This is a genomic window from Telluria sp. LT2P80, from assembly GCF_059685955.1.
Genome location: NZ_JCASIO010000002.1, coordinates 385,752 through 400,410, shown reverse-complemented (window position 1 = coordinate 400,410; position 14,659 = coordinate 385,752). Strand labels below are relative to the sequence as shown.

The window sequence follows — 14,659 nt, the reverse complement described above, 5'->3', positions numbered from 1 at the left end:
AGGGCCAGGCCCTTCGCGACGTTGCCGCGAAGCGTCCTGGCCCCCATGTTACGCCAACGTGTCGCTTACAGCGTACGTGCCACTTCGGTGACTTCGAACACTTCCAGGACGTCGCCGACCTGGATTTCGTTCTGGCCCTTCAGCGACAGGCCGCACTCGAGACCGGCGCGCACTTCTTTTGCGTCGTCCTTGAAGCGCTTGAGCGAATCGATCTCGCCAGTCCACAGCACGATGTTGTTGCGCAGCAGACGGACCGACGACGAACGCTTGACGACACCATCGGTGACCAGGCAACCGGCAATCGCGCCGACTTTCGAGACCAGGATGACCTGGCGAATCTCGACCTGACCGGTGATGGTCTCGCGCTTTTCTGGCGCCAGCATGCCCGACAGAGCGGTACGGACTTCGTCGATTGCATCGTAAATGATGCTGTAGTAACGAATGTCCACGCCGTTCGACTCGGCCAGCTTGCGCGCCTGGGCATCGGCACGGGCGTTGAAGCCGATGATGACTGCCTTCGACGCGGTTGCCAGGTTGACGTCCGACTCGGTGATGCCGCCGACCGCTGCGTGCACGATCTGGACCCGCACTTCCGAGGTCGACAGCTTCTGCAGCGAACCGACCAGTGCCTCTTGCGAACCCTGCACGTCGGTCTTGACGATGAGCGGCAGGTTCTTGATTTCGCCTTCGGCCATCTGCTCGAACATGTTCTCGAGCTTCGCGGCTTGCTGCTTGGCCAGCTTCACGTCACGGAACTTACCTTGACGGAACAGGGCGATTTCACGCGCCTTGCGCTCGTCGGCCATGACCATGACTTCTTCGCCGGCGGTCGGCACTTCGGTCAGACCCTGGATTTCGACCGGAATCGATGGGCCAGCCGAGGTGACTGCCTTGCCGTTTTCGTCCAGCATGGCACGAACACGACCGAACGACGAACCCGCCAGCACGACGTCGCCGCGCTTCAGCGTACCCGACTGCACCAGGATCGTTGCCACCGGGCCGCGGCCCTTGTCCAGACGGGCTTCGACCACCAGGCCACGGGCCGGCGCTTCGGTCGGCGCCTTCAGTTCCAGCACTTCGGCCTGCAGCAGCACTTGCTCCAGCAGATCGTCGATACCGGTACCGATTTTTGCCGACACCGGCACGAATGGCGATTCGCCACCGTATTCTTCAGGCACGACGCCTTCAGCGACTAGCTCTTGCGTGACGCGGTCGGTGTTGGCACCCGGCTTGTCGATCTTGTTGATCGCCACGACCAGCGGGACACCAGCGGCTTTTGCGTGAGCAATTGCCTCTTTGGTTTGCGGCATCACGCCGTCGTCCGCCGCCACCACCAGGATGACGATGTCGGTCGCCTTGGCACCACGGGCACGCATGGCGGTGAACGCCTCGTGACCCGGGGTGTCAAGGAAGGTGATCATGCCGCGTGGGGTATCCACGTGGTATGCACCGATGTGCTGGGTAATACCACCCGCTTCGCCCGAGGCGACCTTGGCGCGACGGATGTAATCCAGCAGCGACGTCTTACCATGGTCGACGTGACCCATGACGGTGACGACCGGTGCGCGCGAGGTCGATTCGAATTCGGCGTGCTCGCCGTTGTCGGCCAGCAGTGCTTCTGGATCATCCTCGGCGGCAGCGAAGGCCTTGTGGCCCATCTCTTCCACCAGGATCATCGCGGTCTCTTGATCGAGCACCTGGTTCATCGTGCACATCTGGCCCAGCTTCATCAGTTGCTTGATGACTTCCGATGCCTTGATCGCCATCTTGTGGGCCAGTTCGGCCACGGTGATGGTTTCCGGCACGTGCACATCGCGCACGATCGCTTCGGTTGGCGCCTGGAAGTTGGTCTCGCGGTCATCATGACCACGACGACCGCCACGGCCGCCACCAGCACGCCAGCCATCACGGCCACCGGTGCTGCTGCCTGCGCCGCCGCGCGTTTTCACGCTCGGGCCGCCACGCTTTTTAGCGTCGTCCGACCAGGTCGACGACACATTGGCCGACTTGATCGACTTCTTGTCGCCAGGCTTTTTGGCGTCGTCTTTCTTGACTTCGCCAGGCTTCTTGTCGGCAGGCTTGTGCAGCGTACCGGCCGGGGCCGCTGGTGCGACGACCGGCTTCGGTGCTGGCTCAGGTGCCTTGATGACACGGCGCGGCTGACTCATCATCAGCTTGATCTGCGCGACTTCGTCAGCCACGGCCTTGCGGGCGCGCTCGGTAGCGGCAACGCGTTCGGCCGCTTCCTTGCTTGCCGCTTCATTGCGGGCCTTGACTTCTTCAGCGGCGCGCTTGGCCGACTCGTCAGCAGCAGCACCGGCAGCGGCTTCTTTCGCGCCGGCAGCAGCTTCCTTGGCAGCACCGGCAGCCACGGCAGCAGCAGCCGATTTCTCGGCGGCGTCGCGCTTGGCTTGTTCAGCCGCATCGCGCTTGGCCTGCTCTTGCGCTGCCTGGGCTTGCGCCTTTTCTTCGGCTTCGAGTTTGATCAGGCGCTCTTGCTTCTCGCGCAGATCAGCCTCTTGGCGGGCGATCGCTTCGTTCTGGCGCGCTGCTTCCTCTTCGCGACGTGCTTGTTCAGCAACGTCGACGACTGGCTCTTCAGGTGCTTTGGTCGTGACCAGGTCGTCGCGCTGCACGAAGGTGCGCTTCTTGCGGACTTCGACCTGGATGGTGCGCGATTTGCCCGACGAATCAGCTTGCTTGATTTCGCTGGTTTCCTTGCGCGTTACCGTGATCTTTTTCTTTTCACCGGTGTCGCTCGCGCCGTGGGTACGACGCAGATGGTTCAGCAGCTTGTCCTTATCATCTTTCGACAACGGATCTGACGTCGAACTTTTTTCGACGCCGGCCGAGCGCAGCTGCGTCAGCAGCAGGTCTGCAGGCATCTTCAGCTCGGTGGCAAATTGGGCTACGTTGTTACTCGCCATTCAGTCCTCTTTTCTATGTGTCGCGACAGATGATAAAGATTTGCTCAAGCTTTGGCCGTTTCAGCCAGGCTCCAGGCTTTCGCCTGCAGTGCTTTCGCCCGGTCGTCGTACTTGCCATCGACCAGCTTCATCTCGTCGTCGGTCACATCATTAAATTCACTCTTGATCAGGTCGCGGGCACGTTCCGACGGCAGCGCCAGGATGGCGCCAAACTCGTCATAGGCCAGTGCCGCGAATGCGTCGACCGTCTTGATACCAGCCAGGCCAAGCTTGCCGGCAACGGTACGGTCCATGCCTTCCAGATTGACCAGAGCTTCTTCCATGCCTTCGAGGCCTTCTTCGGAAGCAATCGCCTCGGTGACCAGCGCATCGCGTGCACGGGTACGGAGTTCGTTGACAGTGTCTTCGTCGAACGATTCAATTTCCAGCATTTCGGAAATTGGCACATACGCGATTTCTTCCAGGCTCGAGAAGCCTTCTTCCACCAGGATGTCGGCCACTTCCTGGTCGACGTCCAGTTTTTGCATGAACAGCGCGCGGATGGCCGCCGATTCTTGCTCCACCTTGTTGGCCGATTCCTCGGCCGTCATGATGTTGATCTTCCAGCCAGTCAGCTCGGACGCCAGGCGCACGTTCTGGCCCGAACGGCCGATCGCGATGGCCAGGTTTTCTTCGTCCACGACGACATCCATCGCGTGCTTTTCTTCGTCGACCACGATCGACGAGACATTCGCCGGCGCCAGGGCGCCAATGACGAACTGCGCCGGGTCATCGGACCACAGCACGATGTCGACACGCTCGCCACCCAGTTCACCGGTCACGGCCTGGACGCGCGAACCGCGCATCCCGACGCAGGTACCGATCGGGTCGATGCGCTTGTCGGCCGTGAACACGGCGATCTTGGCGCGCACGCCGGCATCGCGGGCTGCGGATTTAATCTGCAGCAGGCCCTGCTCGATCTCCGGGACTTCGAGTTCGAACAGCTTCATGATGAAATCAGGCGCAGTACGCGACAGGATCACCTGCGGGCCACGCATATTGCGGTCCACACGCAGGATGAAAGCGCGCACACGGTCGCCGATACGCAGGTTCTCTTTCGGGATCATCTGGTCACGCGGCAGGCGTGCTTCGATCTTGCCCGATTCGACAATCGCGTCGCCGCGTTCCATGCGCTTGATGGTGCCGGTGACGAGCGAGTCGCCACGTTCCAGGAAGTCTTGCAGGATCTGCTCGCGTTCGGCATCGCGCACGCGCTGCAGCACGACCTGCTTGGTGTCCTGGGCAAAGCGACGACCGAAGTCGACCGATTCAATCGGCTCTTCGATGTATTCGTCGACTTCGATGTCCGAAATCTGCTCTTTGGCTTCAAAGTGCAGGATCTCCTGATCAGGCAGTTGCAGGCCGGCTTCGTCGGGAACGACGTGCCAGCGGCGGAAAGTCTCGAATTCGCCGGTGTCACGGTCGATTGACACGCGAATGTCGACTTCGCCTTCATAACGCTTCTTCGTGGCCTGTGCCAGCGCGAACTCGAGCGCTCCGAAAACGACTTCCTTGTCGACGTTCTTTTCGCGCGCAAGCGCATCCACCAGTAACAAAATTTCGCGACTCATGCTTTGCGACTCCTAAAATCCACCTGCGGCACTAAACGTGCCTTATCCAATTCGGCCAGCGTAAATTCCATCAACGCCGGGCCATCTTTACTGTCAAATTCCAAGCCGACCTTATCGTTCTCGACGCCGCGCAGGATACCGGTGAACGTCTTGCGGTTATCACTGCCCGGCACCGCGACGCGCAGCTTGACCGTGCACTCAAGGCCGGCAAAGCGCGCGAAATCGGCGAGGGTTCGTACCGGGCGATCGAGGCCCGGCGACGAAATTTCGAGTCGTTCGTAATCGACGTTTTCCACGGTGAAGACATGCGACAGCTGGTGACTCACCTTGGCGCAATCCTCGACCGTGATCGGGCCCTTTTCGTCCGCGTCGGCAGCCGGAAAATCGATATACACACGCAGGATCCCGCGGTCGCCTCGTTCCACGTCGACGAGTTCATAACCGAGACCACTGACTGTCGTGGCGATTAAATCAAACTGCTGCACGGCACTTCTCCAGGGCTTCTAAAACGATTTACCAAAAAAAAAATGGGCATCTGCCCATCTTTTTGTCATTACACCCCAATCAAAATATGACGCTTACACCGGATGCACGCTGAACAACACGTCGGGAAGGTCTTCGATTAGGCTGCAAATTATACTGCTTTTCGGCGTGCCTCGCAATCCGCACGCCAAAATGAGCAGCTATACAACAGTTAGCAGACTGCCATCGGCAGCCTGCACTGAATGAGGCTTAGCCGCGACGGCCGCGGCGCGGTGCCGCATGCTCGGCGCCGCGCCGCGGACCCTGGCCGCCACCCGCACCGCCGCGGCGTGCGCCGCCACCGGTGTTGGCAAAACCGAACGTGGTCTGCAACGGATCGGGCTGGCGTGGACGGCTGCTGGCGCCAGCGCCACCCGTCTTGCCGCCCTGCCCGCCGCCGAAACCGGCACCGCGGCCCTTGCCGCCACCCTGACCACCGGGACGACCACCGACTGGCTTGTTGCCGGGCACCGGACCATTCAGGATACCCTGGCCGCGGGTGCTGCCCACGCGCATTGCTTGCGGACCGAACGGATCGACATTGCGGTTGGCGTCGGCGCGGTCGATGCGGTTGCCATCGCTGCGGTCGTTGCCACGCTCATCGTCGCCGCCAGCGCTGCGCACGTTGCCGCGCTCAGGGCCGCGGCTGTTGCCACGCTCACCGCCACGTTCGTTGCCACGCTCGCTGTCGCGCGCACCATTCGGACGCGGACCCTTGCCCGGCTTGCCGCCCGACTTGGCGTTTTTCTCCGGCGCCGCTTTTTTCTCGACACCGAACGCCGTCATCAGCGAACGGACATCGTTTTCTTCAAATTCTTCCCAACGACCGCGCTTCAGGCCACTTGGCAGCGTCATCGCGCCGTAACGGGTACGGATCAGGCGCGAGACAGTCAGGCCGACCGCCTCGAACATGCGGCGCACTTCGCGGTTACGGCCTTCGCCGATGACCACGCGGTACCAGCGGTTGATGCCTTCGCCGCCACCGTTCTGGATTTTGGAGAACGCCGCCTTGCCGTCGTCGAGGTCGACGCCGGCCAGCAGCTTCTGGCGCATGCCTTCTTCGAGCTCGCCCAGCGTACGCACCGCGTATTCACGGTCAATATTATAACGCGGGTGCATCAGGCGGTTGGCCAGGTCACCCGACGTGGTAAACAGCAGCAAGCCTTCGGTGTTGAAGTCGAGGCGGCCAACGGCCAGCCACTTGCCTGCTTTCATCGACGGCAGGCGATCGAACACCGATGGACGGCCTTCCGGATCGTCATGGCTGACGATTTCGCCGGCCGGTTTGTGGTACACCAGCACGCGCGGTGGCTTGCTGCTCACACGGCGCTGGATCAGCTTGCCATTGATGCGCACCGCATCGGTCGGCAGGATGCGCTGGCCGATGTGGGCCGGCTCGCCATTGACCGACACGCGGCCGGCAACGATGAGGTCTTCCATGTCGCGGCGCGAACCCAGGCCCGCTTCGGCCAGCACCTTGTGCAGCTTCGGCGCGTCGTCGTCGGCGGTCAGGTCGCGGCGCACGGCCTTGACCGGCGCATTGCGGCGCGCGCCGTCGTTGGCGTCGAAATCGTCCGACGTGACGAACGAGAACACATTATCGGCCTCGTCCATTGGCTGCGGTTTGCCGCCGGGCTTGCCTGGCTTGCCATTGCGGCCGATCTGCTTGACCGGCTGACCCTGGCGGCCGGCGCCCTGCACCGGACGGTTGCTCTGCTGGTTGCGCATACCCGGCTTTTGCTGGCCACGGCCGCGGCCTTGTGGCGCGCCGTCGACGGCAGCAGCGGCCTCGGCGCCAGCACCTTCAGCCGGCGCATCGCCTTCTGGCGCAGCATCGGCAGCAGCAACGGCAGGCGCCGCCAGCTGCTCGAGTGCCTCGCGTTCGGCGCGCTTTTCGCGCATCTGACGGGGACCGCGCGGCTTCGGTGCAGGCGCAGGTGCAGCCTCGGCGCCGTCGGCGGCCGGCGCTGCGGCCAGCTCTTCCTTGGCGGCCTGGACTTCTTTCGCGGCCTTCATCGCGCGTGGCTTGCGCACTTTCGCGGCTGGTGCGTCGGCAGCTGGTGCATCACCAGCCAACTCGGCAGCGACTGGCGCGGCGGCGCCGGATTCACTGGCGACGGCGACCTTGCGCGTGCGCTTCGGCTTGGCCGGCGCTTCAGCGGCGGCGTCGACCGGCGCGGAGACTGCAGCAGCAGCCTCGGCGGCGATCATGGCCTTGGTGCGGCGCTTCGGCTTGGCGACGGCGGTCTCGGCTGCGTCGACAGGCTTGTTTTCGGTTGGTTCAGTTGGGTTCATCATTCGTATCTTTATTGTGCTGACCCGCCTCGGCAATTCCGTCGTCTGTCAGGTCTGGTATCGACACTTCAATCGGTGAAGTGTCCGGATGTAAGACGGGCGCGCCGGCGTCCGCCTTCTCAAAATTGTCGTTCAGTGCTGCTTCCAGTGCTTCCAGGCTGCGTGCATCCGGCCCCTCGGCCAGCGCCTGCAGCGGCGGCAATTGAGACAGCGACGCCAGGCCCAGGTCATCGAGGAACTGGCGTGTCGTGCCCAGCAGCGCCGGGCGCCCTACCACTTCGCGGTGGCCGAGCACGTCGATCCAGCCGCGGTCTTCGAGCATCTTGATCGTCTGCGAATTGACCGCCACGCCGCGAATTTCTTCGATATCGCCGCGCGTGACCGGCTGGCGATAGGCAATGATGGCCAGCGTTTCCAGCGTCGCCCGCGAATACTTCGGCGGCTTCTCGGGCGACAGCCGGTCGAGGTACGGCTTCATTTCGGGACGGCTCTGGAAACGCCAGCCCGAGGCCAGGCTGACGATCTCGATACCGCGGCCGTCCCAGTCCTGGCGGAGTTCTTCCAGCAATATCTTGATCGTATCGGCACCAACGCCGGCGCCCTGGCTGCGACCGCTCCCGTCGACGTCGGCGAACAGCTTTTTCATGCCGTGGATCGACATCGGCTCGCGGGCGCACAGCAAAGCGGTTTCGAGGACGCGCTTGGCCTCGTCAGTATTCATAGTGCGATGTCGTCAATCCACAAACAGTAGCGGTAGCAGAAACAGAATCCGCGCAACAGAATCAGGGCACACACAGTTAGCGTCCGGCGACCACGCAACGAGCGGCGCCGGCGCATGGGCGGCTAGCCTGCTGTTTGCGATCTGCTGCCTGATACTGGAATCCGTGGGTCCGGGGCTGATGCGCCGGACAGTCTATTACACGAAGGGCAAGGAACCCGTCGCGGGCAACCTGCCTCTGAGTGTTGATGCTCGTTGGGAAACGCGGCGCATCGGCGCACTCGCCATGTTCGGGAGGCGCCGGGGAGCGGCCTGTGCGGCACGCGGAGGGACGACGACGTTTCTTGCAACTGGCGGCCATTGTACCCGATAAAACCGCGTAGTGGACAAGCGACCATCCACGCGGCGGGTAGCTAGTAGCGTCAGTCTGACAGTTTTTCCGACAAAATCGCAGACACACCAACAAAAGCCGGGTATTCGGCGGTGATGACGTAGGTCGGCACGGCCGTCAGGTAATGGACGAAGCGCCCTTTTTGTTCGAAGCGGCGGCGGAACGACGAGCGGTCGAAGCGCGCACCCAGGCGCGGAACGATGCCGCCACCAATATAGATACCACCCTGCGCGCCGAGCGTGACGGCCAGGTTGCCGGCCACGGTGCCGAGCATGCCGCAGAATGCCTCGAGCACGTCGTCACACAGCGGGCATTCGCCCGACAGCGCGCGGCGCGAGATCTCGGCGGCGCTGAGGCGCTCGTCGGGAGTGCCGGCGCGATCGGCCAGCGCGCGGTAGATCAGTTCGACACCGGCGCCGGACAGGAAGCGCTCGAACGAGACGTGGTCATATTCGCGCCAGGCAAATTGCAGGATCGCGATTTCGTCATCGTTGATGGGCGCGAAGCTCACGTGCCCGCCTTCGCTGCGCAATGCGGTCCATGAGCTGGCGCATGGGATCAGGCCTGACACGCCCAGGCCAGTGCCAGCGCCGATCAGGCCCAGCGCCGTATCCGGCTGGGGCACGCCACCGCCGACCTGGCGCTTGTGCTCGCCCAGATGCGGCAGCGAACGGGCCAGCGCCGAAAAGTCGTTGACCACCATCAGAATCTCGAAGCCGCATTCGACCCGCAATGCCTCGGTCGAAAATTCCCAGTGGTGGTTGGTCATGCGCACATAGTCACCCGTAACCGGGTTGGCGATTGCCAGCGCCGCATGCCGGATCGGGCTGGAGGTCAGCGCCTGGACGGTCGGACCGGCCAGATAGGTGCGCATGGCGTCGCCCAGCGTTGCATAGGCCGCGCATGGCAGAATCTCGATGCCCTCGAGCTGCCCGGGACCACGCTCGATCGCGAAACGACAATTGGTGCCGCCGATATCGGCCAGCAGGCGGGGACCGCCAGCATGCAGGTGGGAAATCTCGTTCATGGACATGGATGCAGTCATTGCGGGCACAGTGGAGACGAAGCCGCAAGCTTACTAAATATTTTGCCTCCAAGACAAGAACTATCTGTAGTTTTGCTACAGACAATGGCATGTGTCAGGGCTTACTTACGTAAAAATCGGCTTGATCACCGTAATTGCACTACGCCACCGACCATGCCGGCAGGGCCGATCAGCAGGGCGCCGGGTCCAGCGAGGACGGGGTGTCACCGCGCCCATTCCAGGCATCGAGTCCGCCCTTGAGCGCGCGCACGCGGCGAAAGCCATTGGCAGCGAACTGGTGTGCGACCTGGGCGGCCGTCACATCGTCGGGACAACTGCAGTAGACCACAATCTCGCGCTTGCGGTCGAGCGATGCCATTAATGCACCCGGCTCGCATGCGCGGAAAATGAGCGCGCCGGGAATGGCCGCTTCGAGGTCCTGCGCGGTCAGGCTGCGCGCATCGATGAGCACCGGCTGTGCGCCGCTGTCGATCAGCGCCAGCAATTCGGCCATCTCGATGCGCTCGGCGCCGCTGCGCGAACGGTGCCGGCGCCGCTCGGCATACTTGAAGGCGATAAACAGACCCAGCACGCTGGCGACGACAACGAGCGCCGTGCTGCCCATCGTCGACAGGATGGCGAGCACGTCGTCGACGCTGTCGTGGAACCAGGCGCCCAGCAGGATGCCGACGCCGCTCCACAGCGCCGCGCCCGTGACGGCATACAGCAGGAAGGGCTTCGGGGCCACGCCCATCGCGCCCGACAACGGCGCGGCGATGGTATTAAAGCCCGGGACGAACTTGGACACCAGCAGCGACTTGACGCCGAACCGGCTGAAGCGGTCTTCGGTCTGATTGACGCACGAATCGGGGGACAGGGAAATCTTGCACAGCAGCCGCAGGATGCGCTTGCCATAGAAGCGCCCGGCGCGGAACCAGAACACATCGCAGATCAGACAGGCGGTGATGGCGGCCAGCCACACGAGCTGCCAGCTGACGTCGGCCTCGACCGACAGCGCGCCGGCCACGATCAGGATCGGGTAGGCGGGAATGGGCAAGCCGAACTGCTCGACGAGAACAATGCCGAACACGATCAGCACGCCATAGACTTGAATGAGTTCGACTAACTGGGGCATCCTCACAGTGTACGTGAATTGCAGTCGCGGCACAGGAATGCGACCTGTTTCGGCAGCCTGTTTAGCATATTCGCAACGGTCTTTTGCGGCATCGGCAACGACCTGTAGTTACACCCCGCGCGGAATTGCCGCCAGCAGCGACTTCGTGTATGGATGCTGTGGGTTGCGGTACAGCACATCGGCATCGGCTATCTCGACCACGCCGCCGTTCTGCATCACCATCACCTGGTCGGAGATGTACTTCACCACCGACAGGTCATGCGAGATGAAGATATAGCTCAGGCCAAATTCGTCTTGCAAATCCTGCAGCAGGTTCAGCACCTGGGCCTGGACCGACACGTCCAGCGCCGAGACGGATTCGTCGCAGACGAGGATCTCGGGCTGCATCGTCAGGCAGCGCGCAATCGCGATGCGCTGACGCTGCCCGCCCGAGAATTCATGGGGATAGCGCCCATAGGCCGCGTCCGGCAAGCCGACGCGCCCCAGCAAGGTGCGCGCCAGCGCAGCGCGCTCGGCCTCGTGCGCGCCGATCCCGTGGATGCGCATCGGTTCCAGCAGGATCTGGCCGACCGTGAAGCGCGGATTGAGCGAGGCATACGGATTCTGGAAAATAATCTGGATGCGCCGCTTGTAGGGCTGAAATTCACGGTCGGACATGGCCACCAGATCGCGCCCTTCAAACAGCGCCGAACCGCCCGTCGCGCGGTGCAGCCGCAACAGCGTCAGGCCCACCGTCGTCTTGCCCGAGCCCGATTCACCGACCACGCCCAGCGTCTTGCCGCGTGCCAGCGTGAACGACACATCCTTCACCGCCTTGAATTCGCGTTTGCCGAACAGGCCCTCGCGCGTCCAGAAGCTTTTGGCCAGGTTCCTGACCACCAGCAGCGGCGCATCGTCGGGGTTCGTGCCGCGCACACGCTGCGGCAGTTGCGCACCAGCGAGCACGCGCCCCGCCAGGTAATCGTCGATCACCGGCAGGCGCAGCGGACGCGCATCGAGGGATGGCCGGCAATGCAGCAGGGCCCGGGTATAGGCGTCCCGGGGCGCACCGAACACCTGCGCGGCGGCGCCCTCCTCGCGCACCTCGCCGTGGCGCATCACGATCACGCGATCGGCGATCTCGCCCACCAGGCCCAGGTCGTGCGTGATGAACAGCACGGCCATGCGCCGCTCGCGCTGCAGGCGCGCAATCAGGTCCATGATCTGTTTCTGGATCGTCACGTCGAGCGCCGTGGTCGGCTCGTCGGCGATCAGCAATCGGGGCTCGCAGGCAATGGCCATCGCGATCATCACGCGCTGCTGCTGGCCGCCTGACAGGTGGCCCGGGTAGGCGTCGATCTTGCGCGCCGGATCGGGAATGCCCACTTCAGCCAGCAACTCGAGCGTGCGGGCACGCGCCGCGCGCTTGTCCATGCCCATGTGCTGGCGCAGCACTTCGCCGATCTGGAACCCCACCGTGAACACCGGATTGAGCGAGGACATCGGCTCCTGGAAAATCATCGCGATGTCCTTGCCGCACAAGGCGCGCCGCGCGGCCAGCGGCAGGCCGAGCAGCTCGCGCCCGGCAAACGCGATGCGCGAGGCCGGATCGACGATGGTCGTCTCGGGCGGCAGCAGCCCCATCACGGCCAGCGAACTGACCGACTTGCCGCTGCCCGATTCGCCCACCAGCGCCACCGTGCTGTTGTCCGGCACGTCGAACGAGACGCCTTTCAGCGCGGCGCTGGTGCGGTGCCTGTCGACCCGGAACGCAATGCGCAGGTCGCGCACGCTCAGCAAAGGCATGGTTTCGTCGGTCATTTGATCTTGGGGTCGAGCGCGTCGCGCAAGGCGTCGGCAAACAGCGAAAAACTGGTGACCAGCACCGACATGGCGCCGGCAGCGGCCGCCAGTTGCCACCACTTGCCGAGGATGAGTTCATTCTGCGCCTCGTTGAGCATGCTGCCCCACGATACCGTGCCTACCGGCACGCCAAAGCCCAGGAACGACAGGATCACTTCGGCCTTGATGAAACCGACCACGAGGATCGACATCTGCACCAGCGCCACGTGCGAGACGTTCGGCAGGATATGCCCGAACATGCGCTGCCAGTTCGACGCGCCGATGGCATTGGCCGCCATCACGTATTCGCGCGCACTGTGCTTGATGTACTCGGCGCGCATCAGGCGAAACGGTCCCGTCCAGCCGGTCAGGCCCAGGATCAGCACGATGGTCGTCACGCCCTTTTGCTGCAGCACGGCGGCCACGGTCAGGATCATCAGGATCGATGGAATCGACGTGAAGATGCTGTAGAACCAGTTGAACAGGTCGTCGACCCAGCCACCGAAGAACCCGGCGACAGCGCCGAACAGCGTGCCCAGCGTGACAGCCAGGAGCGCCGCGACCAGGCCGACGACGATCGACGTTTCGCCGCCCTTGATCGTTTTCCTGACGATGTCGTGGCCCCATTTGTCGGCGCCAAACAGCAGCGTCGTGCGCTTGGCCACCGGCGGATGCGTTGCCGCCACCTGGGCCTGCAACGCTGCCAGTTCGGCCGCGAGCGGATCGAACGCATTCGGCGGCGTCGCGCGCGGCAGTTGCGCCTGCGCCAGTGCGCGCGCCGTCGCATCGGCGCCGACAAAGCTCGGCGGCGCGTAATTGACGGCCACTTCCTCTTCCCAGTCGGCGGCCACCAGGCCCGTGCTTGACAGCAGCACCAGGAGCAGGAAGCCGGTCACGACGGCGAGCGCTGCCATCGCCACGCGGTCCGCCCGCAGGCGGCGCCAGGCCAGCGTCCACAGGCCGGCTGAATCGTCGGACGTCTGCATCGTCATCATCGGAATTGCACGCGCGGATCGACGGCGCGGTACAGCAGGTCGGCCAGCAGGTTGAACACCATCGTCGCCGCGGCCACGTAGACCGTGATCGCCTTGATCACCGGGAAGTCGCTGCGTTCAACGGCAAGAATGACTTCGCGCCCGATGCCGGGGATGCCGAAGAAACGTTCGAGAAGAAACGCCCCGATCAGCAGCGCCGGCAGGTTCGCCATCACGTGCGTGATGATGGGAATGGCTGCATTGCGCAGCACGTGGACCCAGACGATGCGGCGCTCGCTCAAGCCCTTGGCGCGCGCCGTGCGCACGTAGTCCTGCCCTACTTCGTCGAGCACGAAGCTGCGGTACAGCCGCAGCGTCGGCGCGATCGAAACCGCCAGGCCGATGATGATCGGCAGCAGCGCGTAGTGCAGCAGGTTCTCGCCAAGGCTGCTGCCCCAGCCCTGTACCGGAAACAGGCCCAGCTGGTAAGCAAACACGTACTGGAACACCGAGATATACACGAGGATCGAGATCGACATGCCCACCGTGCAGGCAATCATCACGGCGCGGTCGGTCAGCGAGCCGCGCACGAAGGCGATGCCCAGCGCCAGCGCAATGCCGAAGAACACTTCGAGGACGGTGAGCGGGATCAGGACAGTGAGCGATGGTCCCAGGCGGCTGGTGATGATCTGCGCCACCGGTTCGCCCGTGCTCCAGGCATTGCCGAAGTCAAACGTCACGATTTGCTGCACGAAGATCCACAGCTGCACCGGGTACGGCTGGTCAGTGCCCAGCTGACGCCGGATGTTCTCGATGGCGTTCGCATCGGCCATCTTGCCGGCCAGCAGATAGGCCGGATCGCCGCCGACCCAGTTGAACAGCACAAACACCAGCAGCACGACGCCCGCCATGGTCGGCAACATTTGCCACAGGCGCCGGACGATATAAGCAAGCATGACACTCCCGAACCGGGACCAGGCAAAGGTGCCATTTCCCGCGAAATTCACCAACCCGATACAGGCGTTGCGAACCCGACACGATAGCGCATATCGGCGTGGGCTGACAGAGGCAGGATGTCATGGGGTAATAGACATGGGTTATCCAGCGTACTGACGTTTGTGACATGAAAACGGCCATAACAGCGTGTTATCGGTGGTTCTGAATACATACGCGCAAACGGCAATATCTGCCAATCAAGTGCTATATCACCGCATTAAATACCGAACAAACTATATTTTCCTT

The 14,659-nt window shown here is 63.2% G+C and carries 10 protein-coding genes; all 10 read right to left on the bottom strand.

Annotated elements, in window-relative coordinates; translation table 11 throughout:
• Positions 1 to 65: 65 nt before the first annotated feature.
• Positions 66 to 2,927, bottom strand: coding sequence for a translation initiation factor IF-2 (gene infB, locus AC56LW_RS08030; RefSeq protein WP_499501170.1), 2,862 nt, complete (start codon positions 2,925 to 2,927; stop codon positions 66 to 68).
• A 44-nt stretch (positions 2,928 to 2,971) separates the two neighbouring features.
• Complete coding sequence (nusA, locus tag AC56LW_RS08025) at positions 2,972 to 4,537, bottom strand: transcription termination factor NusA (protein ID WP_183549475.1); 1,566 nt, start codon at positions 4,535 to 4,537, stop codon at positions 2,972 to 2,974.
• The gene (gene rimP, locus AC56LW_RS08020; protein ID WP_183549472.1) at positions 4,534 to 5,022 is read right to left on the bottom strand and encodes a ribosome maturation factor RimP; all 489 of its coding nucleotides are present in this window, start codon (positions 5,020 to 5,022) and stop codon (positions 4,534 to 4,536) included. The genes nusA and rimP overlap by 4 nt, the downstream gene beginning before the upstream one ends.
• Before the next feature lie 247 nt (positions 5,023 to 5,269).
• Positions 5,270 to 7,354 carry a 23S rRNA pseudouridine(2605) synthase RluB gene (rluB, locus tag AC56LW_RS08015; RefSeq protein WP_499633678.1) on the bottom strand — a complete coding sequence of 695 codons (2,085 nt, stop codon included), beginning with the start codon at positions 7,352 to 7,354 and terminating at the stop codon, positions 5,270 to 5,272.
• Positions 7,341 to 8,075 (bottom strand): SMC-Scp complex subunit ScpB, encoded by a 735-nt coding sequence (gene scpB / locus AC56LW_RS08010; RefSeq protein ID WP_332530253.1) that lies wholly within the window; start codon positions 8,073 to 8,075, stop codon positions 7,341 to 7,343. Before scpB ends, rluB begins: the two co-directional genes overlap by 14 nt.
• Positions 8,076 to 8,494: 419 nt before the next feature.
• On the bottom strand, positions 8,495 to 9,490 hold the full coding sequence (locus AC56LW_RS08005) for a glucokinase (protein ID WP_499633340.1): 996 nt from the start codon (positions 9,488 to 9,490) through the stop codon (positions 8,495 to 8,497).
• A 187-nt stretch (positions 9,491 to 9,677) separates the two neighbouring features.
• Positions 9,678 to 10,622 carry a VTT domain-containing protein gene (locus tag AC56LW_RS08000; protein ID WP_499633338.1) on the bottom strand — a complete coding sequence of 315 codons (945 nt, stop codon included), beginning with the start codon at positions 10,620 to 10,622 and terminating at the stop codon, positions 9,678 to 9,680.
• A gap of 108 nt (positions 10,623 to 10,730) precedes the next feature.
• Complete coding sequence (locus AC56LW_RS07995) at positions 10,731 to 12,422, bottom strand: ABC transporter ATP-binding protein (RefSeq protein ID WP_499633336.1); 1,692 nt, start codon at positions 12,420 to 12,422, stop codon at positions 10,731 to 10,733.
• The gene (locus tag AC56LW_RS07990) at positions 12,419 to 13,435 is read right to left on the bottom strand and encodes an ABC transporter permease (protein ID WP_499633676.1); all 1,017 of its coding nucleotides are present in this window, start codon (positions 13,433 to 13,435) and stop codon (positions 12,419 to 12,421) included. Before AC56LW_RS07990 ends, AC56LW_RS07995 begins: the two co-directional genes overlap by 4 nt.
• Positions 13,435 to 14,373, bottom strand: a complete 939-nt coding sequence (locus AC56LW_RS07985) for an ABC transporter permease (RefSeq protein ID WP_499633334.1) — start codon at positions 14,371 to 14,373, stop codon at positions 13,435 to 13,437. The genes AC56LW_RS07990 and AC56LW_RS07985 overlap by 1 nt, the downstream gene beginning before the upstream one ends.
• Positions 14,374 to 14,659: the final 286 nt, after the last annotated feature.